Source organism: Microbacterium sp. Au-Mic1, from assembly GCF_021341785.1.
Lineage (GTDB): Bacteria > Actinomycetota > Actinomycetes > Actinomycetales > Microbacteriaceae > Microbacterium.
Window position 1 is genome coordinate 120889 of sequence record NZ_JAJTTF010000006.1, and the last position, 14777, is coordinate 135665.

Below are 14777 nucleotides of genomic sequence, written 5' to 3' on the forward strand. Positions count from 1 at the left end.
TGCACCCGACGAGATCGCGTGTCGTCGACCCGGTCGCGCTGGTGCGCGCCGCATCGGATCACCAGGCTGCGGCGACCTCGGCGTGCGTGCGCAGAATGTCCTCGGTGGATCCGGCCGGGGCGCGCCCGATGCCGCACTCGGTCGCGACGCCGAACGAGGCGGCGTGCGCGGCGGCCGCTGCGATGCGGCGCCTGGCGCCTTCGGCACCGTCCTCGCGGTGCACGAGACCGAGGTACAGCTCGGTGCCCTCGCCCACGGCGAGCGCGTCGAGCGGAGCGAAGTAGGCGTCGTCGTCGTGCTCGATCGGCACCGGCAGGTGCAACCAGGTGAGCGGGCGGGCGGCGGCCCCCGCGACGGCGTTCGCGTAGCGGACCAGGTTCGCCGCGTCGGCGGGCTCGAAGAAGTGCTTCTCGGCAGCATCGCCGTAACAGAGGTGCACGCCGGCCTCGACGTCCGCCGGCACCGCGTCGATGAGCGCCGACAGCCGCGCCACGAGCCCGTCGAACGGGTCGCCTGCCCACCACGCCTCCATGACCTTCCCGTATCCGGCCGCGCGTTCGATGATGCCCATCTCGCTGGCCACATCCCACTGGATCGCGAGGTCGCCGTGCGGGATCGCGGCGAGGATGTCCGCGAGCTCCCGCAGGATCGCCGCCGTGTAGACGGGCTCGATCGCCGCCCGGTCCTCGCCGGCGAAGAACGAGGAGATGACGGCGAGCGGTGTGGGCAGGGACACCTGGAAGCGGATGCCGTCGGCGATCGCCCCCTCCTCGCGCAGGCGACGGAAGACTTCATAGGAGGCGAGCGCCGCAGCTGCATAGCCGAGTGGCGGCAGCGCGATCCCGGCCGCGTCGACACCGTCGCCGATCCGCAGCGGCCGGGCGTCGAGCCCCGCCCCGAAGGGGATCCGTTCGGCGCCCACGCGTTCGATCCCCTCCGCCTGACCCAGCACGTCGGGCTGGAACATGATCCAGTGGAACCGGGTGCCGACCTCACCGTCCGGGATGCGGCGCAACCGCGGCCCGAGGATCTCGGCCGCCGTGCGCATCGTGGTCTCGGCATCGTCGTAGTTGACGCTGCCGACCAGCAGCGCTCCGCGAGGGTTCGTCATGACTGAAAGCGTAGGGCGGTCATCGCTGTCGGTTTTGCACGGTTGCGCTCCGCACACGGCCGCACGGCGAGAGTTAGGATGCCCTAAGAAGACCCCGGAACCCGGATCGGAGGACGCCGTCATGTCGCACATCCACTCGCCCGCGCTCGAGAAGACCGGATTCGCGGTGCTGGATCCGCATGACCAGGCGGCCGATCCCGCCGAATGGCTCGACCTCGCATACGTGCCGTGGCGCTCCTCCGGCGTCACCCGGTTCGCGCCGCTCACGAGCTACTCCGGCGAGGCGGACTGCAACGGCTTCTGGAACCACACCCCGCCGCGCACCGACAAGGACGGCGTCTGGGTGACGGCGCAGACCGCGCTCGCGCCGACGCTGGTGCGGCGCGCGCAGGAGGCCGGCGCGAACATCGGGCGCTGCCGCGTGGTCGAGCTGCAGCCGAACAGTTACGCCGACGCGATCTACAACCTGCATCAGGACGACAACAACCGCCTCAACCCCGATGGCACCGGCTGGGTGGTGCGCGGGTTCTACAATCTCACCGACGACCCGGACTCGCTGCTGATCCTCCGCGAGGATCGGTTCGACCCGGCCACGGAGATGCGCCTTCCACTGCCGGCGGGCTCTCGGATCGTGGTCGACACCCAGCGCTTCTGGCACGCCGTCTGGCATCGTGGCACCTCGCCGCGGTATGCGCTCATCACGTCATGGACCTCGGGCCCTGAGCTCGACGCGCACCTCGCCGCCGGGCACGCGCACTCCGACGTGACGTCGGTGCCGCTGGATCCGGCCGTCGTCGACGCCGCACAGCACGAGCTGCATCGCCGTATCGAGGAGCGCCGCCGGGCGTTCGAGGCGCTGGGCGAGGTGCTGGAGCCCACCGAGCCGCTCTGGCCCTGATCGCGCCGGGGAGGTCCTGCGGTCGGGTCAGCCGGCCGCGACGAGGCGGATCCCAGACGCCTCGAGCTCCCGGAGGGTCGGATCAGCCGGATCCGCGTCTGTGACGACGCCGACCACCTCGTCCAGCGCCAGCACGGTGTAGCGCGACGCCGTGCCGACCTTCTCCTCGCTCGCGAGCACATAGGTCTCCGCGGCCCGCGAAGCGAGAGCACGCTTCATCGCCGCCTCCTCCGGATCGCCGGTGGTCAGCCCGGCCGTGGGATGCACACCGGTGACGCCGAGGAAGAAGAGGTCTGCGCTGATCCGCTGCGCCGCCTCGACGGCCGCCGCCCCGCATGCCACCGCCGAATGCTTGAACAGCTGCCCGCCGATGAGGAACACGTCGGCGGCATGGTCGAGCAGCGCGGCGGCGATCGTGGGGCTGTGCGTGATGATCGTGCACGGCAGCGAGGTCGGGATCTCGGCGACCATCGCCAGGGTCGTGGTGCCCCCGTCGAGGATCACCGTCGCCCCCGGCTCGATGAGGGCCGCGGCGGCGGCCGCGACACGGGCTTTGCTGTCGGGGGCCACGGCAGCCCGCCGCCCGTAGTCCACCACGGCGGGTGATGCCGGAAGCGCGCCGCCGTAGACGCGCACCGCGAGGCCCGCGGCATCGAGCTCGCGCAGATCCCGACGGATGCTGTCCTCGGACAGCCCCAGTTCGGCGGCGACGTCCTTCGCCACGAGCCTGCCGTCGCGATGCAGTCGCTCGAGCAGCATCTCCTTGCGCGCCGCAGCCAGCATTCCGACTCCTTCATGTTTGTGCACGTTTCTGCTGTATTGTACCCGACATGACCAAGCCACTCATGATCCTCATCGCCGGCCCCTACGCGTCGGGAACCGGCGGCGACCCCGCCCTCATGGCGCAGAACCTCACCCGGCTCGAGGAGGCGGCATGGCCGATCTTCCGCGCCGGGCACATCCCGATGATCGGCGAATGGGTCGCACTGCCCGTGCTGTCCAGCGCCGGCGCGACCGGCCCCGGCGACCCGCTCGCCACCGAGGTGATGTACCCGACCGCGGAGCGGCTGCTGCAGCACTGCGATGCGGTGCTGCGCCTGCCCGGCGAATCCCGCGGAGCAGACCAGGACGTCGCGATCGCCGAGGGGCGCGGGATCCCGGTCTATCGCCGTCTCGACGAGGTCCCGGGGATCGCCGCCTGAGCTCACGCTCACGGTGAGGACGTGGGGCGGCGTCAGCCGACGGGCAGGATCCGCCCCGCGTCGAGCCGGACCGTGCGATCGATCGTGCCGGCCGGGGGTTCCACGTGCGAGACGAGCACGACGGTCTGGGATCCGGCCGCGCCCAGCAGATCGCGCAGCAGCGCGTCGGACGCCTCGGGATCCACCCCCGCCGTCGGCTCGTCCAGCACGAGCACCCGGAAGTCGCGCAGGATCGCGCGAGCGAGCGCGATGCGCTGGGCCTGACCGCCCGAGACCAGGGCACCGCGCTCCCCGACCCGCGCGTCGAGCCCGCCTCGCTCCCGCACCCAGGGTCCGAGCCCCACCCGGTCGAGCACGGCGATCAGCTCGTCATCGGTCGCGGTCTCGCGGGCGAAGAGCAGGTTCTGCCGGATGTCCTCGTCGAACAGCATCGGATCCTGTTCGCACAGCCCGACGTGGCGACGCAGCTCGGGTCCCGGCGCACCGCCCGCATCGCTGTCGCCGATGCGGTAGGAGCCGTCGAAGCGCAGGAACCCGACGAGGACGGCGGCGAGCGTGGTCTTGCCCGCGCCGCTGGATCCGGTGACGAGGACCCGCTCCCCCGGCGCGACGTCCAGGTCGAGGTCGCGCAGCGAGGGGGTGCGGGCGCCCGGCCACGACGCGGTCACGCCGCGGAGGCGCAGCGCGCCGTCCTCGATGCATCCCTCGCCCTCGTCGCCGCGCACCTCGGCCGGCAGCGCGGAGGGCAGGAGGGCGTGGATCCGCTCCGCACCGGCGCGGACGCCGCGCCACGCCGAGGCGGCCTGCGGCACGGCCGAGAACACGTCGAACACCGCCATGGGCAGCAGCACGGCGACCGCGAACCAGGGCGCATCGACGGCGCCTCCGGCCTGCCCCGGCGCCGCGACGGCGAGCGCCCAGATCGACGCGAAACCGGCTGCGACCGACACGAGCGCCGAGGACAGCGCCTGCGCCACAGCGGCGCGGGTGGCCGTGCGCCGCAGCGCGTCGTCCGCAGCCCCGATCCGCTCGCGGGCGATGCTCTCCGCACCGTAGGCCTGGAGCACGTCGAGGGCGGTGAGCTCGTCGACGAGGGCACCGGCGAGCTCCGCCCGGTCGCGACTGAGGGCGCGCTCGGCCCGGCCGCCGACGATGCCGCCGAGCACGACCGCGCCGATGACGGCGATCACCAGGCAGACCGCGAGCGCAAGGGCTGCGGCGGGAGCGATGACGGCGAGGACTGCGATCGAGACGAGGGCCACGACCCCGCCGGTCAGCAGCGGCTGCACCACGCGCAGAGGCAGATTCTGCAGGTTCTCCACGTCGTCGACGAGGGCGGCGAGCACCGAGCCGCGGTCCGTGGACCCCAGTCCCGCCGGCGCCAGCGGAGTGAGCCGGCGCACGACCGCCGCCCGCAGATCCGCGAGGCGGCCGAGCGCGGCATCGTGGCCGATGAGGCGCTCGAGATACCGCGTGACGGCCCGGGTGACGGCGAAGAAGCGCACGCCGACGATCGCGACGGAGAGCGGCACGAGGTTGTCGACGAGCGACGCGGTGACGATGAGCCATCCGCTCACCAGCAGCAGGCCGACCGCGGCCGCCGCCGAGACGATCCCGGCGAGGAGCGCGGGCAGGAACCGTCGCGTCCGGGGCATCGCGAGGCGCAGGATCCCGCCGACCGTGTCCGGGAGATCCGGGATCGGATCCGGATCCGACGCCGCTGTCGTCGATGAGGCGGCTGCGGAGTTCGAGCGGGCACCTGCCATACCGGCGACGGTCGCATCTCCCGGATCGATCGAGACCGCGGCGGCGGGAGCGACGACCGGGTCGTCTCCGATCCGCACGATCTGGTCGGCGATCGCACGGGCCGACTCCCGGTGCGAGACCAGCAGCACCGTCGCCCCGTCATCCGCCGCGCGGCGCACCGCGTGCCACAGCCGATGCTCGGTCACGGCGTCGAGGGCGCTCGACGGCTCATCGAGGGCGAGCACACGCGCACCGGATCCGAGCCGGTACAGGGCGCGGGCCACGGCCACGCGCTGCGCCTGACCGCCGGAGAGGCCGGCGCCCTGCACACCGAGCACCTGATCCGGATCCAGTTCTGCCGCGGCCGCGGCGAGCGCACTCCGCACGCGGGCGAGATCGGGGGCCGGGTCGCCGAGCGCGACGTTCGCGGCGATCGTGCCGCGGATGAGCCCGGGGCGCTGGCCGGCCCAGGCGAGCCAGGCGGCCGGATCCAGATCCGTTGCATCCCCGCCCGCGACCTCGCCTGCGCCGTGACGCACCGCCGCACCCCCGACGCGGATGGCGCCGTCGTACGTCACCGCGCCGCGCAGAGCCGCGAGCAGACTCGACTTGCCGGATCCGCTCCGTCCCTCTAGGAGAGTGACAGTGCCGGGCTCGGCCGTGAACGACACCTCGGGCAGCCGGCGAGCTCCATGCCGCACGGCGACCCCGTCGACGACCAGCCGGACCGCCCCTCCTGTTTCGAAGCGCGCGAATGGTTGGATTCCGGGCCCATCAGCAGCAAAGTGCGCGCTTCGAACAGTGGAGGGATCCGCTTCGAGCACCTCGAAGACGTCCTCGGTCGCGGCGACGCCCTCGGCCGCGGCGTGGAACTGCACCCCCACCTGACGCAGCGGCAGGAAGGCTTCGGGCGCCAGCAGCAGCACGAAGAGCCCGACGCCGAGGCTCAGCTCGCCGCCCAGCAGGCGCAGTCCCACCGACACGGCGATGATCGCCACCGCCAACGACGAGAGCAGCTCGAGCGCGAAGCCGGAGAGGAACGAGTACCGCAGCACCCGCATGGTCTCGCGGCGGTACTGCTCGGCGGTCTCGCGCATCCGGGCGGCCGCGCGGCGCTCGCGTCCGAACACCCGCAGCGTGGCGAGGCCCTGCACGGTGTCGGCGAAGCGCGCCGCGAGCGTGTGCAGCACCTGCAGCTGCTTGCGCTGCACGCTGCGCGTCGCAATACCGATGAGGATGAGGAACAGCGGGATGAGCGGCAGCGTGACGAGCGCCGCGAGCCCGCTCGGCCAGTCCTGCCACCACATCACGGCGACGATGATCGGCGTCGCGATCGCCGTCAGCACGAGCTGCGGGATGTAGCGGGAGAAGTACGGATCCAGCGCGTCGAGTCCGTGCCCCGCCGTCACGGCGAGCGCAGCGCGGTTGCGCGAGCCGAGCCACGCGGGGCCGCGGCGGGAGATCGCCGAGAGCAGGGCCGTGCGCAGTTCGCGCCCGGCCTGCGCGGCCGCGCGGGCGCCCCACGCCTCCGACACCCAGAGCAGCGCGGCGCGCACCAGCACCACGAGCGCGAGCAACGGCACGTGACCGAGCGGCGAGCGGCCGGAGGCCACGTCCGTGATGCCCGCCGCCAGCAGGCCCGCGAAGGCGATCGTGACCGCGGTCTGCACCAGGGCGATGCCCGCGGAGACCGCGAGATAGGTGCGCGCGGCGGGCGCCCACCGCAGCAGTCGCGGATCGATCGGCTTCATCGGCTCTCCCACCGGTTCTGCCTCGACGCGGCCATCCGCCGGTAGCTGCGACGCTTGCACGACCTTGCGACGCCTGCAGGATCGGATCCGGTGATTCGATCGTGCCTCCGTCTCCGGATCGTGCACGCGTCGCTTGGCCGCCCTCCCCGTCGACCCGGCACACCCCGTCCACCCCGCACACCCCGCACACCCTGCACACCCCGCACACGCGGCCATCCGCTGGCAGCTGCGACGCCTGCACGACCTCGCGACGCCTGCACGACCGGATCCGCGAATCCGTCGCGCATCCGTGGCGGAGTCGTGCATCCGTCGCAGGCCAGCCGGCCCGGAAGGCGATCCGACCCGGTCATGCGTGCGCGGGTGCGGCCTCGATCGTCGACCGGCGCACGCGCTTGCGGAACACCCAGTACGTCCACGCCTGGTAGGCGAGCACGAGCGGCATCGCCACGAGGGCCGTCCAGCTCATGATCTGCAGCGTGTACGGCGTGCTGGACGCGTTCTGGATCGTGAGCGAGTTCGCCGGGTCGATCGTGGAGGGCAGCACGTTCGGGAACAGCGCGGAGAACAGCATGAGCACGGCGGTGAGGATCGTGACGACCCCGGCGGCGAACGCCCAGCCGTCGCGGCCGCGCAGCGAGAAGACCACCGACACGATGAGGAACACCGCGGCCACGGCGCCGAGCGCGATCACGGCCCAGAGCAGAGACGGTCGTCCGGCGGCGATCACGATCGTCCACACCACGGTCCCGGCCGCCGCGAGGATCGTCGGCAGCGCGGCGAGACGCGCCACGCGGCGGGCCCGCTCGTGCACGACGCCGTCGGTCTTGAGCGCCACGAAGTACAGTCCGTGCAGGAAGAACAGCAGCAGCGTGGTGACGCCCACGAGCAGCCCGTACGGGTTCAGCAGGTCGAACACCGATCCGCGGAAGACGTGCTTCTCATCCAGCGCCACGCCCTGCACGATGTTGCCGAACGCGACGCCCCACAGCAGCGCGGGAACGGCGGATCCGATCACGATCATGGTGTCGAAGCGGCGCTTCCAGCGCGGATCGTCCCGCTGGTGCCGGTACTCGAACGAGACGCCGCGCAGGATGAGGGCGAGCAGGATCACCAGCAGCGGCAGGTAGAAGCCGCTGAACAGCGAGGCGTACCACTCGGGGAACGACGCGAACAGGCAGGCGCCCGCCACGATCACCCAGGTCTCGTTGAGGTCCCAGACCGGGCCGATCGTGTTGATGACCTGGCGCCGCGAGACGTCGTCCTTGCCGAGAAAGGGCAGCGACATCCCGACGCCGAAGTCGAAGCCGTCGAGCACGAAGTAGCCCACGAAGAAGAGGGCGACGATCCAGAACCAGAGCGTTGCGAGATCCATGTCCGTGTCCTTCCTCAGTACACGACCGACGGGACGGGGGCGTCCTCGTCGTGCTTCTCGGTGGTGTCGGGCCCCTTCTTGGCGGCGCGGACGATGAGCCCGACCTCGACGACCGCGAGGGCGGCATAGATGGCGGTGAAGGAGATGAGCGAGATGAGCACCTCGACCCCGCTCACTCCGGGCGAGACCCCGTTCTTCGTCGTCATCAGGCTGAACACGATCCAGGGCTGCCTGCCCATCTCCGTGAACACCCAGCCGACGATGTTCGCGCCCAGGGACAGCGGGAAGGAGTAGATCGCGATCTTCCACATCCACTGCGCGGGCTCGCGCTTGGCGTTCTTTCGGGTGAACCAGAGGCCGGCCACCGCGACCAGCGCGTGGGCCATCCCCAGCCCGATCATCCAGCGGAACGCCCAGTAGGTGACCCACAGCACCGGGTTGAACTCGGTGAGCCCCGTGGACGCGAACTTCTGCGCGTACTCCGCGTTCAGGTCGTTGATGCCGTGCACGCAGCCGTCCAGGGTGTGGTTGGACAGCAGCGACAGCAGATACGGCACGCGGATCGAGAACAGGTCGGTCTTGCCGTCCGGCGTGCCGAGCGTGAACAGGCTGAACGCCGCGTCCTTGCCGCACACCGTGTTGAACGTCGCCTCGGCGGCCGCCATCTTCATCGGCTGCGTGGAGTACATCGCGAGGCCCAGCTGGTCGCCGGAGAGCACGACGCCGGCGGTCGCGACGAGGATCGCCCACAAGCCGAACTTCAGGGACTTCCGCATCGTCACGACGTGCTGGCCACGGGAGAGGTGCCAGGCCGAGACCGAGATCACGACGCCGGCCGCGAGCATGAACGCGCCGAAGATCGTGTGCGGGAACGCGGCGAGCGCGACCTTGTTGGTCAGCAGCGCCACGAAGTCGGTGAGCTCGGCGCGGTTGGTCGCCGGGTTGTACGTGTAGCCGACCGGGTTCTGCATGAACGCGTTCGCGGCGATGATGAAGTACGCCGAGAGGATCGTGCCGATCGCGACGCCCCAGATGGTGGCGAGGTGCACCTTCTTCGGCAGCTTGTCCCAGCCGAAGATCCACAGGCCGATGAAGGTCGCCTCGAGGAAGAACGCGAGCAGCCCCTCGAACGCCAGCGGGGCGCCGAACACGTCGCCGACGAAGCGGGAGTAGTCCGACCAGTTCATGCCGAACTGGAACTCCTGCACGATGCCGGTCACCACGCCCATGGCGAAGTTGATGAGGAAGATCTTCGAGAAGAACCGCGTCAGATGCAGGTACTCGATCTTGCCGGTGCGCACCCATGCGGTCTGGAAGATCGCGGTGACGGTGGCCATGCCGATCGTGAGCGGCACGAACAGGTAGTGGTAGACGGTCGTCAGCCCGAACTGCCAGCGGGACAGGACGAGCGGATCAAGCCAATCCATGCGCGAGGCCTCCTGCGTTCGCGGATCCGGCGAGGGATCCTGTTCCGTGTGGGGATCCGGATCCTCCCGCGGATCCGTTGCGCTCCTCGACCGCGGAGGCGGCGCCGTCCGTGCGGTCCAGCTCGACCGTGCACTCCTCCGGCCGCGCCGCCGAGCGCACGCAGCGCGCCGTGAGCGGGCCGCCGGCCTGGGCGAGCACGCCCTGCATGAGGCCGAGATGCACCTGGCACAGCACCGGTCGGTGCTCCGGCCGCGCGGCGGCGTGCGGGCACGGGGTGAGCTCGACGGTGAGCCGGTCTTCGTCGATGACGGGCTCGAAGCCGCTCTCCTCGAGGTGCTCGACGAGCGCGTCGAGCTGGTAGGTGGCGCGACGGCCCAGTCCGGAGGGGTCCGTCCGCAGCACACGGCGCAGCAGGTCTCCGCGGCGGGCGGCGGCGTCGGCTTTCTGCTTGGCGACCGGGCTCGATGCCTCGGGCGCGCCCGTGGCGGCGCTGTACAGCACGCGCGGGCGACCACGGGTCGTGCGATGCTCGGTGGCCGGCACGACGTACCCGCCCTCGATCAGCCGCTGCAGGTGCTCGCGCACGGTGTTCGGGTGCAATGCGGTGGCCTCGCACAGCTCGCCGATCGTGCGGCGCGGACGCGCCTGCACGAGATGCAGGATCCGCACCCGCGAATAGCTGGAGATCGGCCCGCAGACGGGCCCGGCGCTGGCCATGGCTCCATACTCGCATCGCGCACGGCCGCGGACGGGGACTTCGGCCGTGAATAATGCCGCGCGCGATAGGAGGTTCGGATCACGACCATGCGGAACACGGATCCGTCCGAGGCTCCCGGGTCGGACTCTCCGCGTCAATCCTCCGGGGCGGAGCGGTGAGCGAGGGCGAGTTCGGAGATCGCGGCGACCACCGCGCGCACATCGCCGGGGCTTCCCCCCGCACGACCCGCCACGAGACCGGCGACGAAGGCGCTGAACGGCGCAGCGGGGCGGGCGACGCCGTTCGCGACGTCACGGGCGAGGTCGAGGATCAGCGCGATCGGCAGGTCGTCCTCGGCGAGGCCGAACCGTTCGCGCAGCTCGGCCGCCCACTCGTCGAGCGCCTCCGGGGGCAGGGTGCGGTCGTTCGGGGTCATCGGGGCTCCTCTGATCGTACGGCGGATCCGGCGGCGTCGGCGCGAGCGCGTTCGAGGTCGTCCGGGGTGTCGATGTCGGCCGTGATCCCATCCTCGTCCGCGACCCACCGGATCGGAAGACCGCCGAGCAGGGCGCGGCAGGAGGCGCCGTCCACCTCGCCGAACCCGGCCAGAGCCGCGCGCACCGCGGCGGCGCTGTAGCGTCCGGCGAGCCATTGCGGGTGGCCGCCTGCCCGGAACACGACGGCGTCGGGCGAACGATCGAGACGGGTCGGCTCCCTCTCGGCCAGGCGCGCGATGACCGCCTCGGGGTGAGCGAGATCTCCGGCCAGGAGCAGGAACTCCTCCGCGTCGTCGAGCTCGGGGCGGGACAGGGCCGCGGCGAGCGCCGCGACCGGGCCTCCGAACGGCGGATCCTCGCGCACCCAGGTCACGGCGCGCCCGGGTGCTGCGCCCGTTCGCGCTCCCCTGTCAGCGGGCGCCGGACCGACCGCGACGACCGGGGACACCCCGTGCGCCGCGAGCGCGTCGAGCGTGCGATCCCACGGCGTGGAGACGCCGAGCTCGAGCAGATGCTTGGCCGCGCCGCCCATCCGCCGGGCGCGACCACCCACGAGCACGACCGCGCCGATCGGCGTCGACGCGGAATCGGGTGCCGGCATGAGGCTCAGTCCAGCTCCAGCACGTCGACGAGATCGCCGATCTCCACCTCCGACACGTCGGCCGGCACCACGGCGTAGGCCCTCGCCCCGGCGAGCCCGACCGTGAGATGCGAGCCGGATCCCCCGCGCGTCGCGGGCAGGACCGTTCCGTCCACGATCACTGCCGGCAGGTACTGCCGGCGGTCCGGTGGCGTGCGCCAGGCCGCACCGGCCGGGATGCGCCGCACCGGACGGAGGACCTCGGCGCGGCCCTGCAGTCGCAGCAGCGCCGGGCGCACGAACGTCTCGAACGACACCGCCGCACTGACGGGGTTGCCCGGCAGCCCGAACAGCAGCATGCCCTCCGCGGTCACTCCGAACGCCTGCGGCTTGCCCGGCTGCATCGCCACCGCCACGAACTCCATCGCCTCGCCCATGCTCAGCCGCACGGCCTCGTACGCTCCGGCGCTCACCCCTCCGGAGAAGATGACGACGTCCGCGCCGAGCGCAGCGGCCCGGGCGGCCGCCTCGGCGGGACCGTCGCCGTCGTCGCCGACCACCTCGCGCAGCACGATCTCGGCACCGGCCTCGGCCGCGAGCCCGGCCAGAAGCACGCCGTTGGACTCGGGGATCTGCCCGCGCCGCAGCGGAGCACCGGGCGCGACCAGCTCGGATCCGGTCGACACCACGGCCACGCGCGGGCGCGGCGCGACCTGCACCTCGGCGATGCCGACCGAGGCGAGCGCGGACAACTGCCGCGGACCGAGCAGCGCGCCGGCGGGCAGCACGACCGCTCCGGCCGCGGCGTCGCTCCCGGCTCGGCGCACGTGCACGCCCGCTGCGCGCGGCGCGTGCTGCACGACGGCGGTCCGCAGCGAATCTGCGAGCCCGCCGGCGGTGTCCTCGAAGGGCACGATCGTGTCAGCCTCGGTGGGCAGCGCGGATCCGGTCATGATCCGCACGGCGCAGCCCGGGGCGAGGGGCGGATCCTCCGGGCTTCCGGCGGGCAGATCCGCCGTCACCTGCAGGGTCACCGGCGCGCCCTCCGAGGCGCCCGCGACATCGGCGAAACGCACCGCGAAGCCATCCATCGCGGAGTTGTCGAACACCGGCACCGGGTTCACCGCGACGGCGTCGACCGCGAGCGTCGACCCGCCCGCCCGGTCGATGGGGATCGTCTCGGCAGGGCGGGGACGCACGGCGGCGAGCACCCGGTCCTGCTGCTCCTCGACCGTGCGGAACGTGCTGCCGTGGCTGCCGCCGGGGGGAGAACCGTGACTCATCGCCTGCTCCTCGCGTCCATGCTCCCGAGGGTACCGGTGTACGACGACCCACCTTCCGCTCGCTGGTCGCCAAGCGCCCCTTCCGCGCCCCGCAACGGGCCATACGAGACCACCGAACGAAAGTGCCACACGAAGCCACCTGGCCCACCTTCCGCTCGCTGGTCGCCAAGCGCCCCTTCCACGCCCCGCAACGGGCCATACGAGACCACCGAAGCGGCTTCGGGATGTAGGCATCCCTCGTCGCCCCCTGCCCTACTCCGCCCCGCCCTCTCCTCAGCCCCGGCTGTCCGCACCCCCGGCTAGCCTTGCTGCATGGCCACCAGGAAACCCACCGCACCCGCGTACGTCTGCACCGAGTGCGGATGGACGACCGCGAAGTGGGTGGGCCGGTGCGGCGAATGCCAGCAGTGGGGCACGGTGACCGAGCAAGCAACGCAGACCGGCATCGTGCGCCGGGTCGAGGCCACAGCCCCCGCGGCGGGCCGGCGGGCGCGCCCCATCACGTCGCTCACGTCGCAGGAGTCGCCGCGACGCTCGAGCGGGGTCGCCGAGTTCGACCGCGTGCTCGGCGGCGGCATCGTGCCCGGGGCGGCGATCCTGCTGAGCGGTGAACCCGGGGTCGGCAAGTCCACGCTGCTGCTCGAGGTGGCCGCCGCGGCCGCCCGCGCCGGCCGGCGGGTGCTCTACGCGAGCGGCGAGGAGTCCACCGCGCAGGTGCGCCTGCGCGCCGAGCGCACCGGCGCGCTGCACGACGAGCTCTACCTGGCGGCCGAGACCGACCTCGGCACGATCCTCGGTCACATCGACGAGGTCTCCCCCGAGCTCGTCATCGTCGACTCGGTGCAGACCGTCGCCTCCGCTCTGTCCGACGGGGCCGCGGGTCAGCCCGCCCAGGTGCGCGAGGTGGCGTCTGCGCTCATCCGGGTGGCGAAGGAGCGAGACCTCCCGATCGTGATCGTCGGGCACGTCACGAAGGACGGATCGGTCGCCGGTCCCCGTGTGCTCGAGCACCTCGTCGACGTCGTCTGCCACTTCGAGGGCGACCGGCAGACGTCGCTGCGGTTCGTGCGGGCGCTGAAGAACCGGTTCGGGCCGACCGACGAGGTCGGCTGCTTCGAGATGACCGGATCCGGGATCGCCGAGGTGCCGGATCCGTCGAGCCTGTTCCTCTCCCGCGGGCGCCCCGAGCCGGGCACCTGTGTCGCGATCGCGCTGGAGGGCCGGCGTGCGATGCCGGTCGAGGTGCAGGCGCTCACGATCCCGACCCAGGCGCCGAACCCGCGTCGCGTGGTGAACGGACTCGATTCGTCGCGTGTGGCGATGGTGCTGGCGGTGCTCGAGCGCCGGGCCGGCATCAGGACCAGCGACAAGGACGTGTACGTCTCGACGGTCGGCGGCGTGCGCTTCGTCGAGCCCGCCGCCGATCTGGCGATCGCGATCGCGGTGGCAGGGTCCCTCACGGAGAACGCCGTGCCGCGCACATTGGCGGCGGTCGGCGAACTGAGCCTGGCCGGCGAGGTGCGCCCGGTGACCCAGGCGGCGCAGCGCCGCTCGGAGGCGACCCGGCTCGGCTATGCGCACGTGATCGACGATCGCTCGGCGACACTGCGCGGGGCACTCGGCGACGTCAAGGCGCACCGGGCACCGCGGCGCCTCGACGACGAGATCCCCGCCTTCTGACGGACGTTCACACGTCCTGATGGACGGTCACGCTTCCAGTGCGCGCAGCAGTTCCTCGGGCGGCGCCTGCATGGGGTGCGGACCGGCGATGTCGAGGAACACCGTGGTGATCACGTCGCGATGGGTCGTGAGGAAAGAACGCAGCCACACCGGCGAGTAGATGCCCACACCGGGCGGGAGGTTCGCGGGCTTGTGCTTCGCGTCGCTGAACAGAAGCAGCGCGACGTCACCCGTGGACGGATCCCGATAGGTCCACACCTCTCCGCTGTCCCGAGGGTTGTCCCTCGCACCGGGCCGGATGAGAGGCACGACCGTGTTGCCGTTGCGCAGCGCGAGCGCGACCGCAGCCATGTCCTGCTTCTCGAGCGCCTGCGCGAGAGCTTCGGAGCGGAAATCCGCCGCGGCGGGTGCCCTCTTCTTCGACTTCTTCACGGCCATCGTTCCAGCTTAGAAGTTCCCGCACAAAGAGGAGGACCTCTTCGCTCATCGCTTGGGGACAGATGATTGAAGAGGCCCTCAAAGTCCTCGACGA

The 14777-nt window shown here is 71.9% G+C and carries 13 protein-coding genes; 3 read left to right on the top strand and 10 right to left on the bottom strand.

Going from position 1 to position 14777, the window contains the following annotated elements; translation table 11 throughout:
• Window positions 1–58: 58 nt before the first annotated feature.
• Window positions 59–1111 (bottom strand): hypothetical protein, encoded by a 1053-nt coding sequence (locus tag LXM50_RS09885; protein ID WP_233311148.1) that lies wholly within the window; start codon window positions 1109–1111, stop codon window positions 59–61.
• Between the two features lie 121 nt (window positions 1112–1232).
• Here LXM50_RS09885 and LXM50_RS09890 point away from each other — a divergent pair, with 121 nt between their 5' ends.
• The gene (locus LXM50_RS09890; protein WP_233311149.1) at window positions 1233–2009 is read left to right on the top strand and encodes a hypothetical protein; all 777 of its coding nucleotides are present in this window, start codon (window positions 1233–1235) and stop codon (window positions 2007–2009) included.
• A gap of 27 nt (window positions 2010–2036) precedes the next feature.
• Here LXM50_RS09890 and LXM50_RS09895 read toward each other — a convergent pair whose 3' ends face one another.
• Window positions 2037–2792, bottom strand: coding sequence for a DeoR/GlpR family DNA-binding transcription regulator (locus LXM50_RS09895; RefSeq protein ID WP_233311150.1), 756 nt, complete (start codon window positions 2790–2792; stop codon window positions 2037–2039).
• A 47-nt stretch (window positions 2793–2839) separates the two neighbouring features.
• Here LXM50_RS09895 and LXM50_RS09900 point away from each other — a divergent pair, with 47 nt between their 5' ends.
• The gene (locus tag LXM50_RS09900; RefSeq protein ID WP_233311151.1) at window positions 2840–3211 is read left to right on the top strand and encodes a DUF4406 domain-containing protein; all 372 of its coding nucleotides are present in this window, start codon (window positions 2840–2842) and stop codon (window positions 3209–3211) included.
• A 32-nt stretch (window positions 3212–3243) separates the two neighbouring features.
• On the opposite strand, the gene cydD is transcribed toward LXM50_RS09900, so the two are convergent.
• From cydD to glp, 7 genes are all read right to left on the bottom strand, one after another.
• Window positions 3244–6708 carry a thiol reductant ABC exporter subunit CydD gene (cydD, locus tag LXM50_RS09905; RefSeq protein ID WP_233311152.1) on the bottom strand — a complete coding sequence of 1155 codons (3465 nt, stop codon included), beginning with the start codon at window positions 6706–6708 and terminating at the stop codon, window positions 3244–3246.
• A 346-nt stretch (window positions 6709–7054) separates the two neighbouring features.
• Complete coding sequence (cydB, locus tag LXM50_RS09910; protein ID WP_233311153.1) at window positions 7055–8080, bottom strand: cytochrome d ubiquinol oxidase subunit II; 1026 nt, start codon at window positions 8078–8080, stop codon at window positions 7055–7057.
• A 14-nt stretch (window positions 8081–8094) separates the two neighbouring features.
• Window positions 8095–9507: a cytochrome ubiquinol oxidase subunit I gene (locus LXM50_RS09915; protein WP_233311154.1), complete on the bottom strand. Its 1413-nt coding sequence runs from the start codon at window positions 9505–9507 to the stop codon at window positions 8095–8097.
• Window positions 9494–10225, bottom strand: coding sequence for a metalloregulator ArsR/SmtB family transcription factor (locus LXM50_RS09920; protein ID WP_233311155.1), 732 nt, complete (start codon window positions 10223–10225; stop codon window positions 9494–9496). The genes LXM50_RS09915 and LXM50_RS09920 overlap by 14 nt, the downstream gene beginning before the upstream one ends.
• Before the next feature lie 134 nt (window positions 10226–10359).
• A complete protein-coding gene (locus LXM50_RS09925; RefSeq protein WP_233311156.1) occupies window positions 10360–10641 on the bottom strand; it encodes a DUF6457 domain-containing protein in 282 nt (93 codons plus the stop codon).
• Complete coding sequence (locus tag LXM50_RS09930) at window positions 10638–11303, bottom strand: molybdenum cofactor guanylyltransferase (protein WP_233311157.1); 666 nt, start codon at window positions 11301–11303, stop codon at window positions 10638–10640. The genes LXM50_RS09925 and LXM50_RS09930 overlap by 4 nt, the downstream gene beginning before the upstream one ends.
• Window positions 11304–11308: 5 nt before the next feature.
• Window positions 11309–12565, bottom strand: coding sequence for a gephyrin-like molybdotransferase Glp (glp, locus tag LXM50_RS09935; RefSeq protein ID WP_233311158.1), 1257 nt, complete (start codon window positions 12563–12565; stop codon window positions 11309–11311).
• Between the two features lie 312 nt (window positions 12566–12877).
• Here glp and radA point away from each other — a divergent pair, with 312 nt between their 5' ends.
• A complete protein-coding gene (gene radA / locus LXM50_RS09940) occupies window positions 12878–14245 on the top strand; it encodes a DNA repair protein RadA (protein ID WP_233311159.1) in 1368 nt (455 codons plus the stop codon).
• Between the two features lie 27 nt (window positions 14246–14272).
• Here the strand turns inward: radA and LXM50_RS09945 are convergent, their stop codons facing one another.
• Complete coding sequence (locus LXM50_RS09945; RefSeq protein WP_233311160.1) at window positions 14273–14683, bottom strand: dehydrogenase; 411 nt, start codon at window positions 14681–14683, stop codon at window positions 14273–14275.
• Window positions 14684–14777: the final 94 nt, after the last annotated feature.

Coding starts and splice junctions, on each gene's coding strand:
- LXM50_RS09885 (WP_233311148.1), bottom strand. CDS start 1,111: ATGACGAACCCTCGCGGAGCGCTGCTGGTCGGCAGCGTCAACTACGAC.
- LXM50_RS09890 (WP_233311149.1), top strand. CDS start 1,233: ATGTCGCACATCCACTCGCCCGCGCTCGAGAAGACCGGATTCGCGGTG.
- LXM50_RS09895 (WP_233311150.1), bottom strand. CDS start 2,792: ATGCTGGCTGCGGCGCGCAAGGAGATGCTGCTCGAGCGACTGCATCGC.
- LXM50_RS09900 (WP_233311151.1), top strand. CDS start 2,840: ATGACCAAGCCACTCATGATCCTCATCGCCGGCCCCTACGCGTCGGGA.
- cydD (WP_233311152.1), bottom strand. CDS start 6,708: ATGAAGCCGATCGATCCGCGACTGCTGCGGTGGGCGCCCGCCGCGCGC.
- cydB (WP_233311153.1), bottom strand. CDS start 8,080: ATGGATCTCGCAACGCTCTGGTTCTGGATCGTCGCCCTCTTCTTCGTG.
- LXM50_RS09915 (WP_233311154.1), bottom strand. CDS start 9,507: ATGGATTGGCTTGATCCGCTCGTCCTGTCCCGCTGGCAGTTCGGGCTG.
- LXM50_RS09920 (WP_233311155.1), bottom strand. CDS start 10,225: ATGGCCAGCGCCGGGCCCGTCTGCGGGCCGATCTCCAGCTATTCGCGG.
- LXM50_RS09925 (WP_233311156.1), bottom strand. CDS start 10,641: ATGACCCCGAACGACCGCACCCTGCCCCCGGAGGCGCTCGACGAGTGG.
- LXM50_RS09930 (WP_233311157.1), bottom strand. CDS start 11,303: ATGCCGGCACCCGATTCCGCGTCGACGCCGATCGGCGCGGTCGTGCTC.
- glp (WP_233311158.1), bottom strand. CDS start 12,565: ATGAGTCACGGTTCTCCCCCCGGCGGCAGCCACGGCAGCACGTTCCGC.
- radA (WP_233311159.1), top strand. CDS start 12,878: ATGGCCACCAGGAAACCCACCGCACCCGCGTACGTCTGCACCGAGTGC.
- LXM50_RS09945 (WP_233311160.1), bottom strand. CDS start 14,683: ATGGCCGTGAAGAAGTCGAAGAAGAGGGCACCCGCCGCGGCGGATTTC.